General features: G+C 56.4%; 12 protein-coding genes and 1 rRNA gene. 10 read left to right on the top strand and 3 right to left on the bottom strand.

The genetic code is table 11. The annotated features are described in order from the left end of the window. The first annotated feature begins 13 nt into the window (after window positions 1-13). The 4 genes from rrf (at window position 14) to EnteroDNA1_RS12840 (ending at window position 3,252) form a co-directional block, all read left to right on the top strand. A 5S ribosomal RNA gene (gene rrf, locus EnteroDNA1_RS12855) occupies window positions 14-129 on the top strand. 126 nt (window positions 130-255) lie between these two features. Continuing rightward, window positions 256-1,284, top strand: a complete 1,029-nt coding sequence (murB, locus tag EnteroDNA1_RS12850) for a UDP-N-acetylmuramate dehydrogenase (protein ID WP_064673664.1) — start codon at window positions 256-258, stop codon at window positions 1,282-1,284. Continuing rightward, a complete protein-coding gene (birA, locus tag EnteroDNA1_RS12845; RefSeq protein ID WP_048976750.1) occupies window positions 1,281-2,243 on the top strand; it encodes a bifunctional biotin--[acetyl-CoA-carboxylase] ligase/biotin operon repressor BirA in 963 nt (320 codons plus the stop codon). Before murB ends, birA begins: the two co-directional genes overlap by 4 nt. A gap of 16 nt (window positions 2,244-2,259) precedes the next feature. Further along, complete coding sequence (locus EnteroDNA1_RS12840) at window positions 2,260-3,252, top strand: glycosyl hydrolase family 8 (RefSeq protein ID WP_069303405.1); 993 nt, start codon at window positions 2,260-2,262, stop codon at window positions 3,250-3,252. Between the two features lie 48 nt (window positions 3,253-3,300). On the opposite strand, the gene bcsG is transcribed toward EnteroDNA1_RS12840, so the two are convergent. The 3 genes from bcsG to bcsE are packed head-to-tail and all read right to left on the bottom strand — an operon-like array spanning window position 3,301 to window position 6,726. Next, window positions 3,301-4,980 (bottom strand): cellulose biosynthesis protein BcsG, encoded by a 1,680-nt coding sequence (gene bcsG, locus EnteroDNA1_RS12835; protein ID WP_033146878.1) that lies wholly within the window; start codon window positions 4,978-4,980, stop codon window positions 3,301-3,303. Beyond that, window positions 4,973-5,170 carry a cellulose biosynthesis protein BcsF gene (gene bcsF, locus EnteroDNA1_RS12830; protein ID WP_024908822.1) on the bottom strand — a complete coding sequence of 66 codons (198 nt, stop codon included), beginning with the start codon at window positions 5,168-5,170 and terminating at the stop codon, window positions 4,973-4,975. The genes bcsG and bcsF overlap by 8 nt, the downstream gene beginning before the upstream one ends. Further along, the gene (gene bcsE, locus EnteroDNA1_RS12825) at window positions 5,164-6,726 is read right to left on the bottom strand and encodes a cellulose biosynthesis c-di-GMP-binding protein BcsE (RefSeq protein ID WP_033146877.1); all 1,563 of its coding nucleotides are present in this window, start codon (window positions 6,724-6,726) and stop codon (window positions 5,164-5,166) included. Before bcsE ends, bcsF begins: the two co-directional genes overlap by 7 nt. Window positions 6,727-6,901: 175 nt before the next feature. Here bcsE and bcsR point away from each other — a divergent pair, with 175 nt between their 5' ends. From bcsR to bcsC, 6 genes are read left to right on the top strand one after another with little or no spacing between them, the layout of a single operon-like run. Beyond that, entirely contained in the window at window positions 6,902-7,090 is a 189-nt protein-coding gene (gene bcsR / locus EnteroDNA1_RS12820; protein ID WP_008503237.1) for a cellulose biosynthesis protein BcsR, read from the top strand. Window positions 7,091-7,101: 11 nt separating this feature from the next. Beyond that, window positions 7,102-7,854 carry a cellulose biosynthesis protein BcsQ gene (gene bcsQ / locus EnteroDNA1_RS12815; RefSeq protein ID WP_023333774.1) on the top strand — a complete coding sequence of 251 codons (753 nt, stop codon included), beginning with the start codon at window positions 7,102-7,104 and terminating at the stop codon, window positions 7,852-7,854. Continuing rightward, window positions 7,851-10,466, top strand: coding sequence for a UDP-forming cellulose synthase catalytic subunit (bcsA, locus tag EnteroDNA1_RS12810; protein ID WP_029740462.1), 2,616 nt, complete (start codon window positions 7,851-7,853; stop codon window positions 10,464-10,466). The genes bcsQ and bcsA overlap by 4 nt, the downstream gene beginning before the upstream one ends. Before the next feature lie 10 nt (window positions 10,467-10,476). Continuing rightward, on the top strand, window positions 10,477-12,897 hold the full coding sequence (gene bcsB, locus EnteroDNA1_RS12805; RefSeq protein ID WP_063409799.1) for a cellulose biosynthesis cyclic di-GMP-binding regulatory protein BcsB: 2,421 nt from the start codon (window positions 10,477-10,479) through the stop codon (window positions 12,895-12,897). Window positions 12,898-12,903: 6 nt separating this feature from the next. After that, window positions 12,904-14,010 carry a cellulose synthase complex periplasmic endoglucanase BcsZ gene (gene bcsZ / locus EnteroDNA1_RS12800; RefSeq protein WP_033146873.1) on the top strand — a complete coding sequence of 369 codons (1,107 nt, stop codon included), beginning with the start codon at window positions 12,904-12,906 and terminating at the stop codon, window positions 14,008-14,010. After that, entirely contained in the window at window positions 13,992-17,474 is a 3,483-nt protein-coding gene (gene bcsC, locus EnteroDNA1_RS12795) for a cellulose synthase complex outer membrane protein BcsC (RefSeq protein ID WP_069303404.1), read from the top strand. The genes bcsZ and bcsC overlap by 19 nt, the downstream gene beginning before the upstream one ends. The last annotated feature ends 24 nt before the right edge of the window (window positions 17,475-17,498 follow it).

Here is a 17,498-nt window from a genome sequence, read left to right as displayed (position 1 = left end):
TTAACAGAATTTGCCTGGCGGCTTTAGCGCGGTGGTCCCACCTGACCCCATGCCGAACTCAGAAGTGAAACGCCGTAGCGCCGATGGTAGTGTGGGGTCTCCCCATGTGAGAGTAGGGAACTGCCAGGCATCAAATAAGTAGAAAGGCCATCCGCAAGGATGGCCTTTTTGCGTTTTTATAGGCTGCACAAACTAATCCCCCAACGCCCTGCTTATACGGTAAACTACCTGCGTTTTTGCATCAGGATAGCGTCTATGAACCACTCCCTTAAGCCCTGGAATACCTTTGGCATTCAACGCAATGCTAAACAAATTGTACGTGCCGATACTGCACAGCAGTTGCTGGATGCATGGCAAAGCGCAACTGAAAATAACGAACCCGTACTGATTCTGGGCGAAGGAAGTAATGTCCTGTTTCTCGATGATTTTGCGGGAACGGTGATCGTTAACCGCATCATGGGAATTGATGTGGAAGAGCGTGCCGACAGCTGGCACCTGCACGTGGGGGCCGGAGAAAACTGGCATCATCTGGTGCAATTCACCCTCGAAAAAGGGATGCCGGGCCTGGAAAACCTTGCGCTTATTCCAGGCTGCGCCGGATCGTCACCTATTCAAAACATCGGTGCCTACGGCATCGAACTGAAACATGTCTGTGAATATGTCGACTGCATCGAACTGGCAACCGGAACGGCAAAGCGTTTAACGGCGGAACAGTGCCGGTTTGGCTATCGTGACAGTATCTTCAAACATGAATATCAGGATCGCTACGTGATTGTTGCCGTGGGCCTGCGTCTGTCGAAGGACTGGCAGCCTGTGTTGACCTACGGGGATTTAACGCGTCTCGATCCGGCTACCGTAACCGCCCGCGACGTTTTTGATTCCGTTTGCCATATGCGGATGACCAAACTTCCCGATCCAAAAGTAAACGGAAACGCAGGAAGCTTCTTCAAAAACCCGGTTATCAGCAGCGAAAATGCAAAAGTCTTTCTTGAAGGATGGCCAGCCGCGCCACGTTATCCTCAGGCTGATGGCAGCGTGAAGCTTGCCGCGGGATGGCTTATCGATCAATGCCAGCTAAAAGGCACTTCAGTAGGCGGTGCTGCCGTTCACCAGCAGCAGGCTCTTGTGCTGATTAATCAGCGCGATGCGACCAGCGATGATGTTGTACAGCTGGCTCATTATGTTCGTCAGCGTGTGGGCGAAAAATTTAACGTCTGGCTGGAGCCAGAAGTTCGCTTCATTGGCTGCACAGGCGAAGTTAATGCCGTGGAGGCTATCGCGTGAAGGACAATACCGTTCCCTTAACCCTGATTAGCATCCTTGCTGACGGTGAGTTTCATTCTGGCGAGCAGCTGGGTGAGCAGCTTGGCATGAGCCGTGCTGCTATCAATAAACATATCCAGACGCTTCGCGACTGGGGTGTTGATGTGTTCACGGTTCCCGGAAAAGGCTACAGCCTGCCGGAACCGATTCAATTGCTGAATGAAGAAACGATCCGCAGCCAGATCGGACACGGCAATGTTGCGGTGCTGCCGGTGATTGATTCGACGAACCAGTATCTTCTGGATCGTCTGCCTGAGCTGAAATCCGGGGATGCCTGCGTTGCTGAATATCAACAGGCCGGTCGCGGCCGTCGCGGTCGCAAATGGTTTTCGCCATTTGGCGCTAACCTCTATCTGTCCATGTACTGGCGACTCGAGCAGGGCCCGGCCGCTGCCATTGGTCTGAGTCTGGTCATCGGCATCGTCATGGCGGAAGTGCTGCACGATCTGGGGGCGGATAAAGTACGCGTTAAATGGCCTAATGACCTCTACCTCAACGATCGTAAACTTGCCGGCATTCTGGTCGAACTGACGGGAAAAACGGGCGATGCAGCGCAAATCGTCATCGGCGCAGGCCTCAACATGGTAATGCGCAATGTACAAAATGATGTGGTGAATCAGGCCTGGACTAACCTCCAGGAGGCGGGGATCGTCATCGATCGCAACACCCTTGCCGTGCGTATGATTAAAGAGTTGCGCAGTTCACTCACGCTTTTTGAGCAGGAAGGGCTGGCATCGTTCCTGTCTCGTTGGGAAAAGCTGGATAACTTCATCAACCGCCCGGTGAAATTGCTGATTGGTGATAAAGAGATCTACGGAACTTCGCGCGGTATTGACGCACAGGGCGCGCTGCTTCTTGAGCAGGATGGCGTGATCAAACCCTGGATGGGCGGTGAGATTTCACTGCGAAGTGCCGAATAACCGGATCGAGTTAATTATGCGAAAACCCGTCTGCGCAACGCTGGCCGTCATGATGAGTGTGCTGTTTTCGCCTCTCTCTCATGCGGATCGGGCCTGGGAGAGTTACAAGGCCCGCTTTTTCAAACCGGAAGGCCGTATTGTTGATACCGGTAATGGCGGCGTGTCGCATACGGAAGGTCAGGGTTTTGCCATGCTGATGGCGGTGGCCAACGACGACAAAGCCACGTTCGATAAGCTCTGGCAATGGACAGACAGTCGGCTAAAGAACAAAGAAAATGGTCTGTTTTACTGGCGCTATAACCCCGCAGAGTCCAACCCGGTCGCCGACAAAAACAACGCTGCAGATGGCGACGTGCTGATTGCCTGGGCGTTGCTGAAAGCCGACGCCCGCTGGCATGACAAGCGCTACAGCGCCGCATCGGATGCAATTACCAAAGCACTGATTGACCACAGCGTAATCCGCTATGCCGGTTACCGCGTGATGCTGCCCGGCGTCCAGGGGTTTAAGCTTGAGGGTGAAGTCGTCCTTAATCCTTCCTATTTCGTGTTTCCGGCCTGGCAAGCTTTCGCCAGACGCAGCCATTTGCCGGTCTGGCGCGATTTGATTAAGGACGGGAAACGCCTGCTGGGGAAAATGGGCTCGGGTAAAGCGAATCTGCCCACTGACTGGGTTTCACTGGCATCAGGTGGCAAGCTGGCTCCTGCCAAAGGCTGGCCGCCGCGAATGAGCTATGACGCGATTCGTGTTCCGCTGTACGTTGCCTGGTCTGATAAGCAAAGCCCACTGCTGACGCCGTGGAAGGCCTGGTTCGGTCAGTTCCCCCGGGAACAAACGCCCGCCTGGGTTAACGTCACGACCAACGAATATGCGCCCTACATGATGGAAGGCGGCCTGCTGGCTGTACGTGATTTCACGATGGGGCAGTCTTCCGGTGAACCCGAAATCACCTCTAAAGACGACTATTATTCGGCAAGTCTGAAAATGCTGGTGTGGATCGCCCAGCAATAATGTCGACATTATCCCTCTCCCCGATGGGGAGAGGGAAGTCATACCTTGTTACTGCGGATACGGTACCCAATCCCCACCGTTCAGGCGAACGTACGGTTTGTTCTGATACTGAATGACGACTGCGTTAGCGTTCTCTGAGACTTCTGCGGTTTGCGGCAGGTTGCTGGTGAGCTGATCCCAGTTCACGCTATCCTCCACAAACAGCTTCCCGTCAACGGCGCGGGCAACCAGCTCTGAGATCGCCAGATAGCTGGTTGGCTGTGTAATCTCAATCGGTGCGCCCTGATGCGGTGCCTTCATCCCAAAGAATTTAATGCCTGCAGGCACGTTAGTGATGGACGGGCTTGGGATATCACGCAGACCCGACACCTGCATTCTGTCACCTTTCAGCGCACCACCGTGCTCAGGTACCACAACCACCATCACTTTACGGCCTGATTTTTCCAGCTCCGTGAAGAACGCGTCCAGCTCGTCAAAGAACTTCTGCGCACGCACTTTATAATCAGCCGTTTTGCTCACGCCCGGGAAATGGTTACCGTCGTGTAGCGGCAGGGTGTTAAAGAACGTCGCGCTGCGTGGATTGCTGTCTTTTTCGATGGTCTGAAGCCAGCGCTGCAGGACGGCAGTATCGTCATAAACGGGCGAACCGTCGAAGCCCAGCAGAGAGACGGGAAGACCGGTTTGATCCATCAGCGGTGCCTGCATACCACCCTGTTCGCGCACCTCTTTCAGGAAGTTACCGAACTGGCCGTTATGCCCCAGCATCAGGTGTTGCGTAAAGCCCAGTTTTGCGAGGTTATCGAACAGATAACACTGGTTGCCGGCGGGTTGATACAGGTTTTTATGCGATGTCTGACCACAGCTTGCACGCAGCAGGCGGATCGCCGCCGGGCCGCTGTACGAGGTGGCAGAGTTGAAATCTTTAAACTGAATATCGAAGTGTGACCACAGCGGATGAGACATCAAACCGGCGGCGTCCACGTCGGCCCAGGAGAGAGAGCAGATGTTGATCACCAGCAGTTCAAACGGCTGAGCATCCGCCGGCAGCGCATCCGGGAATTTAGTCTGTCGCTTGTCTTCCGCGGTATAGAAACTGGAGAGCCAGGCGTTCAGGTTTGTAGAAGTAGGCGGTGCGGTCTGGGTTGGGATATCACCCACCACAGGCGTATCGCCTGCCGTTGTGACGGTTGCCGCCGCGCTTCCCCCTGTGGTGGTCACCGTGGTGGTCGGTTGACCGGCAGGCCACAGCGAAAAGTTCGGCCCAGCCAGCGTCAGCACGTTAAGCCAGATCATAATCGCGACGACAAACACCGTGACGCGGATCCACTGTGACAGGAACAGCCAGGCAACCAGCAGCACAAATACCGCGCCAATCATCTGCCAGTTAATAAAGCGCTCGGTCAGATCGAGGACATAGCTGGCGCTAAAGCCCGCCACCTGCGACCCCTGGCTCATAATGCTGTCCGGCCCCGGTAGCCAGGTATCATGCCAGAACAGCGCAAAGCCGACAGGTATAGCGACCCAGTGGCGCAAGCGATGTAGCCTGATATTCGGCAGCGGCATCAGCAGGAAGGCCATAAACACGAGGTTGAGAAGGGGATGGAAATTCAGATAGCCTGCCCACAGCAGGCCAAACTTCACCAGAAAGTAGAAGTTCCAGCCGGAAAGGCCGCGCCAGTATTGCCAGAGCGGCGAGGGTGACGAAGCGGTATAGGTAGAATTAGTCATGTTTTCGGTCTGCCTTGACGTGTGATGCCCGTGTCAGTGTTCCGGCTGGTTTTACATAGCGAGGTTTAATAAACAGCACTCTGGCCGTATCACGGATACGGCGGATGGAATGGCGCGCATAGTAGCCAAGCGGGAAAAAGATCAGCGCACAGAATATAACCAGTTGAATGATATCGCTGATGTTCATGATGATGCGTTCTCCGCGTTGTCTGTTAATAAGCGAAGGGGTTCCGGAACCCGACGCCAGACGTGTCCATCATGTCTGGCATTGAGGATCGGTTTGGCATCGCTCTTGATAGCGAGCGGCTTAACCCATTGTTCAGGCTGGAGCGCACGCATCTGCACCAGCTCCGCGCTAATCGTATTATCTTCGAACCAAATCATACGGTTCGAGAAAATATCCCCTGTAGGCAGAGGGAAGATGTGGTTAAGCGCCGTATCGAGATCGTTTACCCGGCAGAAGGACAAAAACAGCACCAGGCGATTGTCGCCAATGGTCATGATGTCCCCTGTACGGTTCGGGCGACATAAGGTGAGAGCCTGTTCAACGCGAATACCCGGTACAGGACGCAGAGCAACCATGACCCCTTTTCCGTCAGCAGGAAGAAGCGTGTTGTTCATCATGTTGCCCACGGCGTCGCAGAAGGTATCCCATTTTTGGTACCCACGCAGCTTCATCGGCTGCGTCATGGAGAGCAGCGTGGAAATATCTTCCGGTACGTGGCGGCTAAACTGCTGGCCCTGAACGCTTTCGATAAGCGTCAGGCAGCGTGACAACGGCGCATTCCATGGAATAACCATATTGGCGCCGCAGCCCAGAAGCAGGCGCTCATCGGTGGCGCGCAGGCTGGTATTATTTTCGCGCACGATGATTTTCAACGCACTTCCGCGCTGGCGGCGTAAGGTGTGGATTTGTCGTGCCAGCGTCTCAATCTGGTTATTCTGCATCAGCGAGAAAATAAGGGTTGCCGCCTGGGTTGTGCGGGCTTCATGGAAAAGGGCTTCGTTAGAATCAAACAATGTCCAGTTTTCCGACAGGGCGGGTGCCCCCTCTAAAACCGCGATATGGCTCAGGATGCGTTTTTCATCACTGCGCGGCTGCACCACGGTTTCTTCCTGCTGCGCCAGGTGCCACTCGCCCTCAATATGTTTCAGCGTAAGCTGTTGCCTGGCGCTCACGCCTTTTTCATTACACCAGAATGCAATATCGTAGAGATAGCTGCCTGCCTGGTCACGAATGCTTGCCAGACCGAACAGGGAGCGATATTCGCCCATTAAAAGTGAGAACAGCTTGTCATTATTACTGCCGGGATTGACTATCAATAGCGTGCAATTTTGAAATTTTGCCCATTTATTGATTTTTTCCAGCCAGGGCAGCAGTTTTTCAGCGGGCATATTTTGCAGGACGTTATTTGCGCATTTCAGAATCACAAAATAGTGATCCGGATCAATAGAGCACTGAACGTCGCGGGACAAAAAGTATAGACTATCGGCTTCCGATGTCATGGAAAATAATCGCACCGTCTGGGGGCCGCGACCACTTTCAAGCGTAATAATTTTCTTCGGATCTTCGCCCATGCTAATGACGGCCACGCGGGAATCCTTATCCTGAGCAGCAATTGTCTGGTTTACCAGACTGATAGCATCTTCATTACGGTCCGTATTAATCCACCAGACTCCTCCGACTGGCATGTGGCTCAATTCGTCCCATAATGACTGGATGCCAATAGAAAATATGGAGTCCACGGTGTCCCTCTTTTCGTCTAATTTATCTGTATCTCAGTTTACTAGCGAAAGCGTAGAAATAAACCTAACATTGAAATTAAAGAACATCAGATTTAGCATGTAAATGAAATTTGTCAGGGCAGGAAGCCCCGCAACTTCTTTAGCGTGCGATTTTCCTTAAAGGGATGGAAAAAGAATGGATAATAACGAACCTGGAACCCCAGTCGACTCGACTCTGGGTTACACATTCCAAAACGATTTTCTGGCGCTGACGCAGGCCTTTTCTTTACCTGAAATAGATTACACCGATATTTCCCAGCGGGAACAGTTGGCCGCGGCTATTAAACGCTGGCCGTTATTAGCTGAATTCGCCCATCAACAATAAGGGAGCCATTGATGGCCATACTCGGATTACAGGGTGTCCGTGGCGGTGTGGGTACCACATCAGTTACCGCGGCGCTGGCGTGGTCATTACAGCTTTTAGGTGAATCGGTGCTGGTTATTGACGCCTGCGCCGATAATTTGTTGCGTATGTCGTTTAACGTCGACTTTTCTCGTGAAGAGGGCTGGGCCCGCGCGCTGCTTGATGATAAAGACTGGCAGGATGCGGGGATGCGCTATACCTCCCAGCTTGATCTGCTGCCGTTTGGGCAACTGACCACCACGGAACGCGAGAATGAAGCCGCGTATCAGCGCCTGTTTTCGCAATTCACGCTGGCGCTGCAAACCCTGAAAGAAAAGGGGCACTACAAGTGGATCCTGCTGGATCTGCCGCACGGCGCCGGCACGCTCACTCGACAGCTTATCGCCCAGTGCGATCATATACTTTCCATCGTCAACGTCGATGCGAACTGCCATATCCGCCTGCATCAGCAGGGGCTGCCTCAGAACGCTCATCTTCTGATTAACGATTTGCGCATTGGCAGCCAGATCCAGGACGATCTGTATCAGGTCTGGCTGCAAAGCCAGCGCCGTCTGCTTCCCATTGTCATCCATCGTGATGAGGGGATGGCGGAATGCCTTGCGTCTAAGCAACCGCTCGGCGAATACCGCAGCGATTCACTGGCGGCAGAAGAGATCCTGACGCTGGCTAACTGGTGTCTGCTGAACTTCGCCAACAGGGCGGAGCATGCAGGGAGTTCTGTATGAGTCGTCTCGCCAGCTGGTTACTCATCCCACCGGTCAGTTCGCGTTTGAGCGAACATTACCGGCATTTCCGCCGGCACGGTGCTTCGGCATTTAGCGCCGCGCTCGGCTGTTTTTGGATGATTCTGGCCTGGATGTTTATTCCACTCGAACACCCGCGCTGGCAGCGCATACGTGCCCGGCACAGTGAGCTATATCCGCATATTAATCCCAACCGGCCGCGTCCTTTGGATCCGGCGCGATATCTCATTCAGGCCATCTGGCTGGTGGTCACGTCATCCCGCTCAGAGAAAATAACGCCGCACTGGCGCAGCTTCTCCCGCGTCCAGCAGTTACGTGAGCGCTACCACCAGTGGCTGGACAGACTGCCCAACAGCGTAAGCGATAAGACCAGCCATCTGGATAACCATAAAGAGCTCGGGCATCTTCACCCGGGCCTGCGGCGTTTTATCCTCGGCGTGATCGTCGTGTTCTCGCTCATTCTGGCGCTGGTCTGTATTACGCAGCCTTTCAACCCTCTGGCGCAGTTCACCTTCCTGATCCTGCTGTGGGGCGTGGCGCTGCTGGTCCGCCGTATTCCGGGCCGCTTCTCGGCGCTGATGCTGATTGTGCTGTCGTTGACCGTCTCCTGTCGCTACATCTGGTGGCGTTATACCTCAACCCTGAACTGGGACGATCCGGTCAGCCTGGTGTGCGGCCTGGTGCTGTTGTTTGCCGAAACCTACGCCTGGATCGTGCTGGTACTGGGCTATTTCCAGGTCATTTGGCCGCTCAACCGCCAGCCGGTTCCGCTGCCAAAAGACACCGCGCAGTGGCCGTCTGTTGATCTCTTTGTACCGACCTACAACGAAGATCTGAGCGTGGTGAAAAACACCATTTATGCCGCGCTGGGCATCGACTGGCCGAAAGACAAGCTCAAGGTCTGGATCCTGGATGACGGCAACCGTCCGGCGTTCCGCCAGTTCGCAGAGGAGGTCGGCGTCGAGTACATCGCCCGTCCGACTCACGAGCATGCGAAAGCCGGGAACATCAACAACGCGTTGAAGTATGCCACAGGGGAGTTTGTCTCAATCTTTGACTGCGACCACGTGCCGACGCGCTCGTTCCTGCAGATGACCATGGGCTGGTTCCTGAAGGAGAAAGAGCTGGCGATGATGCAGACGCCGCACCACTTCTTCTCGCCGGATCCGTTTGAACGTAACCTTGGCCGCTTCCGCAAAACCCCGAACGAAGGCACGCTGTTCTATGGCCTGGTGCAGGACGGAAACGACATGTGGGATGCCACCTTCTTCTGCGGCTCGTGTGCGGTTATCCGCCGTAAGCCGCTGGATGAAATTGGCGGTATCGCCGTCGAAACGGTCACTGAAGATGCGCATACCTCTTTGCGCCTGCACCGTCGTGGCTATACCTCGGCGTATATGCGTATTCCGCAGGCTGCCGGTCTGGCAACGGAGTCACTGTCGGCGCACATTGGTCAGCGTATTCGCTGGGCGCGCGGCATGGTGCAGATCTTCCGTCTCGATAACCCACTGATTGGGAAAGGGCTCAAGCTGGCGCAACGTCTCTGCTACGTCAACGCCATGTTCCACTTCTTATCCGGTATTCCGCGGCTGATCTTCCTGACCGCGCCGCTGGCGTTCCTGCTCCTTCACGCTTATATCATTTACGCCCCGGCGCTGATGATTGCGCTGTTTGTTCTGCCGCACATGATCCACGCGAGCCTGACGAACTCGAAGATACAGGGTAAATACCGCCATTCCTTCTGGAGCGAAATCTACGAAACGGTGCTGGCCTGGTATATCGCACCGCCGACGATGGTGGCGCTGATTAACCCGCACAAAGGGAAATTTAACGTCACCGCCAAGGGCGGCCTGGTGGAAGAGGAGTACGTCGACTGGGTGATCTCCCGTCCGTATATCTTCCTGGTATTGCTGAATATCGTTGGCGTCATCGCCGGTATCTGGCGTTACTTCTACGGCCCGGAAAACGAAATCCTGACCGTCTTTGTGAGTATGGCCTGGGTCTTCTACAACCTGATTATCCTCGGCGGCGCGGTGGCGGTGTCGGTGGAGAGCAAGCAGGTTCGTCGTGCGCATCGCGTTGAAATCTGCATGCCTGCGGCGATCGCCCGTGAAGATGGCCACCTCTTCTCCTGTACCGTGCACGACTTCTCTGACGGTGGTCTGGGGATCAAAATCAACGGCCAGGCGAAGGTGCTGGAAGGCCAGAAAGTTAACCTGCTGCTTAAGCGCGGCCAGCAGGAGTATGTCTTCCCGACGCAGGTTGTGCGCGTGGCGGGCAATGAAGTCGGTTTGCAGCTGATGCCGTTGACCAAAAAGCAACATATCGATTTTGTGCAGTGTACGTTTGCCCGCGCGGATACGTGGGCTCTCTGGCAGGACAGCTTCCCGGAAGATAAACCTCTGGAAAGCCTGCTGGATATTCTGAAGCTGGGGTTCCGTGGCTATCGTCACCTTGCAGAATTCGCCCCGTCGTCGGTGAAATTAATTTTCCGGTCACTTACTTCGCTGGTTTCCTGGGTCGTGTCGTTCATTCCTCGTCGTCCTGAGCGGGATGAGGCGAAGCAGGCGGACCCGGTTATGGCTCAACAATGATGATAACGCGATGAAAACAAAACTTTCCTGGTTATGTGCAGTGGCAATGGGGATGAATGTCCTCCCCGCAACAATGGCTAACGCAGCTCCCGGTAACGCAGCGGCAACGCCTGCGCCAACGGTACCTGTCGTCGCGCAAGCAACCGATCCGGTTGTCACCGCGGCACCTGGTCAAACAGAAAATATCATGCCGAACCAGCCAACGGAGGGGAACACCCTGCCGGCAGACGGCCAGGTCATCGGGCAGGTGATGCCTGGCGTCCGGGGGGCGAATGCGCCCGTCGTTGCGGACAATGCGCCGTCGCGGGACGTGAAGCTGACCTTCGCGCAAATTGCACCGCCTCCGGGCAGTATGGTGCTGCGCGGCATCAACCCTAACGGCGGCATTGAGTTTGGCATGCGTAGCGATGAGGTCGTTTCTAATGCGGTGCTGAACCTGGAATACACGCCGTCGCCGTCTCTGCTGCCGACGCAGTCCCAGCTGAAGGTCTACCTGAATGATGAGCTGATGGACGTACTGCCGGTCACCAAAGAGCAGCTGGGCAAGAAAACCCAGGCGCAGGTGCCGATCAACCCGCTGTTCATCACCGACTTTAACCGTATCCGTCTGGAATTTGTCGGCCACTACCGCGATGTCTGCGAAAACCCTGCCAGCAACACGCTGTGGATGGACGTCGGGCGTAACTCCTCGCTGCAGATGACCTACCAGTCGCTGGCGCTGAAAAACGATCTCTCGGCATTCCCGGTTCCGTTCTTCGATCCGCGTGATAACCGTCCGCTCACGCTGCCGATGGTGTTTGCATCATCCCCGGACGTGACCGAGCAGCTGGCGGCCACCATTGTGGCGTCCTGGTTTGGTTCACGTGCTGGCTGGCGTGGACAGAGCTTCCCGGCGATGTATGACAAACTGCCGGACAGAAATGCCATTGTGTTTGCGACCAACGCGAAACGCCCGGCCTTCCTGCGCGATCATCCGGACGTCAAAGCGCCGACCGTTGAGATGATAAGCCACCCGGAAAACCCGTACGTGAAGCTGCTGGTGGTGTTTGGCCGTGATGATAAAGATCTGGTGCAGGCAGCAAAAGCGATTGCCCAGGGCAACGTCCTTTTCCGTGGCAACAGCGTTGTAGTGGATGAGGTCAAACCGCTGCTGGCGCGTAAACCTTATGATGCGCCAAACTGGGTGCGTACCGACCGTGCGGTGACATTTGGCGAACTGAAAACCTATGAAGAACAGCTGCAGGCGACGGGGCTTGAGCCAGCGCCGATTAGCCTGTCACTGAATCTGCCGCCGGATCTGTATCTGCTGCGTACCAACGGCATTGATATCAATCTGAACTACCGTTATACCGCGCCAGCGACCAAAGACAGCTCGCGCATGGATATCAGCCTGAACAACCAGTTCCTGCAATCGTTCAGCCTGCAAAGCACGCAGGATACTAACCGCCTGATGCTTCGCCTGCCGGTGTTGCAGGGGCTGCTGGACGGTAAAACGGATGTCTCCATCCCGGCACTGAAGCTGGGTGCGATAAACCAGCTGCGCTTTGACTTCCAGTACATGAACCCGATGCCTGGCGGCTCGGCGGAAAACTGCATCACCTTCCAGCCCGTACAGAACCACGTCGTGATTGGCGATGAGTCGACTATCGACTTCTCGAAGTACTATCACTTCCTGGCGATGCCGGATCTGCGCGCCTTTGCTAACGCGGGCTTCCCGTTCAGCCGCATGGCCGATCTCTCTGAGTCCATCGTTGTGATGCCAAAAGCGCCAAGCGAAGGGCAGGTTACGACCCTGCTGGATACCATGGCGACCGTTGGAGGACAGACGGGATTACCGGCGATTAACGTCACGTTGACGGACGATGGCAGCCAGATCCAGAACAAAGATGCTGACATCATGGTGATCGGTACCATTCCGGATAAGCTGAAGGATGACAAACGTATCGATCTGCTGGTGAAAGCGGCCCAGTCCTGGGTTAACACGCCGCTGCGTCAGACCGAGTTCCCGAGCATTATGCCGGATATGAACGACCGTCAGGCCAGCGCGCAGACGACGGTAACGTCTCAGGGGGCAATGGCCGCGGTGGTGGGCTTCCAGTCACCTTACAACGAACAGCGTAGCGTGGTGGCTCTCCTGGCGGACAGCCCGCGCGGGTATGAACTGCTCAATACGGCCATGAACGACAGCGGTAAACGTGCCGCGATGTTTGGATCCGTTTCGGTGATCCGTGAGTCCGGCGTCAATAGCCTGCGCGTGGGCGACGTGTACTACGTGGGCCATCTGCCGTGGTTCGAACGCCTGTGGTATGCGCTGGCTAACCATCCGGTTCTGCTCGCCATCCTGGCGGCGGTCAGCGTGGTCTTGCTGGCATGGGTGCTGTGGCGTCTGCTGCGTATCATCAGCCGTCGTCGCCTGAACCCGGATGAGTAAGATGTGATGAAAGCCTTTCGCTGGTGTGCATTAGCAGCGTTGATGCTGGCGGCGCTTCCTCTTCGCGCCGCCTGTACCTGGCCTGCCTGGGAGCAGTTTAAAAAGGATTACATCAGTGAGGGTGGGCGTGTCGTTGATCCCAGCGACACGCGCAAAATTACGACCTCTGAAGGGCAAAGCTACGCCTTGTTCTTTGCCCTTGCGGCGAACGATCGCAGCGCGTTTGACCAGCTGCTGACCTGGACGCGCGATAATCTTGCCAGCGGCAATCTCAACGACCATCTGCCCGCCTGGCTATGGGGCCAGAAAGATAAAGAGACGTGGGCGGTGATTGATACCAACTCCGCCTCTGACGCCGATGTCTGGATCGCCTGGTCTCTGCTCGAAGCGGGCCGGTTGTGGAAACATCCGGACTATACCCGCACGGGTAAGGCGCTGCTGAAACGCATTGTCAGTGAGGAAGTGGTGAAAGTGCCGGGGCTCGGCGCAATGCTGCTTCCCGGTAAAGTCGGTTTTGCCGATGAAAACGTCTGGCGTTTTAACCCCAGCTATCTTCCTCCGCAGTTAGCGAGTTATTTCACGCGCTTTGGTCCCCCGTGGACCCAGCTTCGTGAAACCAATCAGCGTCTGCTGCTGGAGAGCGCGCCGAAAGGGTTTTCGCCGGACTGGGTTCAGTATCAGAAAAACAAAGGCTGGCGGTTACAGCAGGATAAATCGCTGGTGGGCGGCTACGACGCCATCCGCGTTTATCTCTGGGTGGGAATGATGAGTGATAAAGATCCTCAGAAAGCCCGGCTGCTGACGCGCTTCCAGCCGATGGCGGCAAAGACAATGAAACGGGGTGTGCCGCCGGAGAAAGTGGATGTGGCGACGGGTAAACGCACCGGGAATGGCCCGGTCGGGTTCTCTGCCGCCATGCTACCGTTTTTACAACAACGTGATGCCCAGGCGGTTCAGCGCCAGCGCGTTGCGGACCATTTTCCCGATAACAATGCCTATTACAGCTACGTGCTGACTCTCTTTGGGCAAGGATGGGATCAGCATCGTTTTCGCTTCACCGCAAAAGGTGAATTAATACCGGATTGGGGCCAGGAATGCGCAAGTTCACAGTAAATCTACTCACTTTATCGCTTGGCCTGGCACTGATGCCGATGGCTGAAGCCGCTAACTCTCCGCAGCAGAAACAGCTGCTGGAACAGGTTCGGCTGGGCGAATCGACACAGCGTGAGGATTTGGTTCGTCAGTCGCTTTACCGTCTTGAGCTGATTGACCCGAACAACCCTGACGTCATTGCCGCACGCTTTCGCTACCTGCTGCGCCAGGGCGATAACGCCGGTGCGCAAAAAGAGCTGGATCGTCTGAAAGGGATCGCGCCGGGCTCGAGTGCATACCAGTCATCACGCAACACGATGCTGCTGTCCACGCCGGATGGCCGCCAGCAGCTCCAGCAGGCGCGTTTGCTCGCCACCACGGGACACACGCAGGAGGCGATTGCAGCCTATGACAAGCTGTTTGACGGCAACCCGCCGGGCGGCGACGTGGCGACGGAATACTGGAATGTGGTCGCCAAAGATCCTGCTCGCCGGAATGCGGCCATTAACCAGCTCAAGAAAATCAATACCAGCAGCCCCGGAAATACGCAGCTGCAGGCGACGCTGTCCCAGCTTTTGTTCCAGAGCGGACGCCGTGATGAAGGCTTTGCGGTATTGCAGGAGATGGCTAAATCGACCAACGGGCGCAGCCAGGCGTCTGATATGTGGTATGACCAAATCAAAGGCCAGCCTGCCAGCAGCGCCAGCGTCAGCGCGCTGCAAAAATACCTGAGCGTATTCAGTGACGGCGATAGCGTCGCGGCGGCGCGTGCCCAGCTCGAAGAACAGCAAAAACAGCTCGCTGACCCGGCGTTCCGCGCGAAAGCGGAAGGGCTGGCGGCGGTGGATGCCGGGCAGGGAAGTAAGGCGGTGGCTGAGCTGCAAAAAGCCGTCAGCGCCAACCATGCCGACAGTGAAGCGGTGGGTGCCCTTGGCCAGGCCTATTCCCAGAAAGGCGACCGCGCCCGCGCGGTGGCGCAGTTTGAAAAGGCGATTGCCCTCGATCCCCAGAGCGATAACCGGGGTAAATGGGACAGTCTGCTGAAGGTCAACCGCTACTGGCTGCTGATCCAGCAGGGCGATGCGGCCCTGAAGGCGAATAACCCTGCGCAGGCGGAGCGTTACTATCAGCAGGCGCGCAGTATCGACAATACCGACAGTTATGCCGTGCTGGGGTTGGGCGATGCCGCCGCGGCGCGTAAAGATAATGACGCGGCGGAACGTTACTATCGCCAGGCGCTGCGTATGGACAGCGGCAACAGCAATGCGGTCCGCGGCCTGGCTAATATTTACCGCGCGCAGTCCCCGGAGAAGGCCTCGCAGTTTATCCAGTCTCTCTCCGCCAGCCAGCGCCGGAGCATTGATGATATTGAACGCAGTCTGACCAACGAGCAGCTCTCCGCTCAGGCAGAACAGCTGGAAAATCAGGGAAAATACGCCCAGGCGGCAGAGATTCAGCGCCGTCGTCTGGCGCTCTCTCCCGGCGACGTTTGGATAACCTATCGTCTCTCGCGCGATCTCTACAGCGCGGGTCAGCGCAGCCAGGCGGATACCCTGATGCGTCAGCTTGCCAGCCAGAAACCGACCGATCCGGATCAGGTGTACGCCAGCGGGCTCTATCTTTCCGGTAACGATCAGGACCGCGCCGCGCTGGCGCATCTGGACACGCTGCCGCGCAGCCAGTGGAACGGCAATATTCAGGAGCTTGCCGACCGCCTGCAAAGCAACCAGGTGCTGGAAACCGCCAACCGTCTGCGCGATAGCGGCAAAGAGCAGGAGGCGGAAAACCTTCTGCGTCAGCAGCCGACCTCCACCCGCATCGACCTGACGCTGGCGGACTGGGCGCAGCAGCGTGGCGATCTGGCGTCGGCGAAAACGACGTATAACGCCGTTCTGCAGCGTGAACCGCAGAACGAAGACGCGATCCTCGGCCTGACCGAGATTTATAGCGCGCAGGGCGACAAAGATGCCGCGCGCGCAGAGCTGGCGAAACTGCCCGCCGCGCAAAACGGCCAGCCGCTGTCGCTCAACATGCAGCGCCGGATCGCGATGGCGCAGGCAGGTCTGGGCGATTCCGCTGCCGCAGAACAGACCTTCAACAAAATCATTCCGCAGGCTAAATCGCAGCCCGGCTCCATGGAAAACGCGCTGGTGTTACGTGATGCCGCGCGTTTCCAGGCGCAAAACGGTCAGCCTCAGCAGGCGCTGGAAACCTATAAAGACGCGATGGTGTCGACGGGCATCACCACGACGCGTCCGGCCGACAACGATAGTTTCACTCGTCTGACGCGTAACGATGAAAAAGACGACTGGCTGAAGCGCGGCGTGCGCAGCGATGCCGGTGACTTGTACCGTCAGCAGGATGTTAACGTCACGCTGCAGCACGACTACTGGGGCTCCAGCGGCACGGGCGGCTATTCTGACCTGAAAGCGCACACTACCATGCTGCAGGTGGATGCTCCGCTGTCTGACGGGCGCATGTTCTTCAGAAGCGATCTGGTCAACATGGACGCCGGTTCATTTGATAACAATAACGGGACCTACGATCCAAAATGGGGGACCTGCTACGAAACGCCGTGTAGCGGCAACACCCATCAGTCCGACAATGGCGCAAGCGTCGCCGTCGGCTGGCAGAATAAAACCTGGGCGATGGATATTGGCACCACGCCAATGGGCTTTGACGTCGTCGACGTGGTGGGCGGCATCAGCTACAGCAGCGATTTGGGCCCTGTCGGCTATACCGTTAACGCCCATCGCCGCCCCATCTCCAGCTCTCTGCTGGCCTTCGCCGGGCAAAAAGATACCAACACCGGCACCACCTGGGGCGGCGTACGTGCCACCGGTGGCGGCGTAAGCGTGAGCTATGACAAAGGGGAAGCGAACGGCGTCTGGTCAAGCCTGAACGCGGAAACGCTGACGGGTAAAAATGTGGAAGATAACTGGCGCGTCCGCTGGATGACGGGTTACTACTACAAGCTCATTAATAAAAACAACGAGCGCCTGACGGTCGGCGTCTCCAATATGCTCTGGCACTACGACAAAGACCTGAGCGGTTATACCCTGGGTCAGGGCGGCTACTACAGCCCGCAGGAGTATGTCTCCTTCGCACTGCCGGTGACCTGGCGTAAACGCACGGAGAACTGGTCCTGGGAGCTGGGCGGCTCGGTGTCCTGGTCTCACTCGAAAACCAAAGACGAACTGCGCTACCCGATCCAGAATCTGATCCCGACCGATGAGCCAGACCGCTATACCGACCGGGGCGTGATGGAAACCGGCAGCAGTTCCTCAGGCACGGGTTATACCGCGCGGGCCATTATCGAACGCCGCGTAACGTCCAACTGGTTTGTGGGCATGGGCGTGGATATTCAGGAAGCGAAAGACTATACCCCAAGCCATGCGCTGATCTATGTGCGTTACTCTGCTGCAGGCTGGCAGGGCGATATGGACTTACCGCCGCAGCCGCTCATCCCTTACGCGGACTGGTAATCGGATTATCCTTAATCCATTTGT

It is taken from the genome of Enterobacter sp. HK169 (assembly GCF_001719105.1).
Classification (GTDB): domain Bacteria; phylum Pseudomonadota; class Gammaproteobacteria; order Enterobacterales; family Enterobacteriaceae; genus Enterobacter; species Enterobacter asburiae_B.
Note: the sequence above shows the minus strand (reverse complement) of the source record. Positions and strands in the feature narration are given on the sequence as shown.